The organism is Janibacter sp. CoH_79_TC_3 (assembly GCF_058197955.1).
The window spans coordinates 1-277 of the sequence record NZ_JBXWIV010000083.1 but is presented as its reverse complement, the minus strand read 5'-3'; the positions used below and the strand labels follow the sequence as shown (position 1 = coordinate 277).

1 pseudogene is annotated in these 277 nt (G+C 48.7%); it reads right to left on the bottom strand.

What is annotated here, in order from left to right:
* Positions 1-277 (bottom strand): annotated as a pseudogene (locus AC2FA3_RS15165) (serine hydroxymethyltransferase); the annotation flags it as partial.

Sequence of the window (277 nt, the reverse complement as noted above, 5' to 3'; positions counted from 1 at the left end):
AGCCTGTGCATTGTCAATAACTCTCTGCTGATATTCGTTGAACTCAGGCTTAAGAGCCTCGCCGAAGCATACAGCCTTGCCTGCGATAACATGCATAAGAGGACCGCCCTGTGTGCCGGGGAATACTGCAGAGTTAAGTTTCTTTGCAAGGTATGGGTTATTGCAAAGGATAAGACCGCCTCTCGGACCTCTGAGCGTTTTGTGAGTAGTAGTTGTAACAACATCGGCACAAGGAATCGGTGACTGATGCAATCCTGCTGCAACAAGACCTGCTATG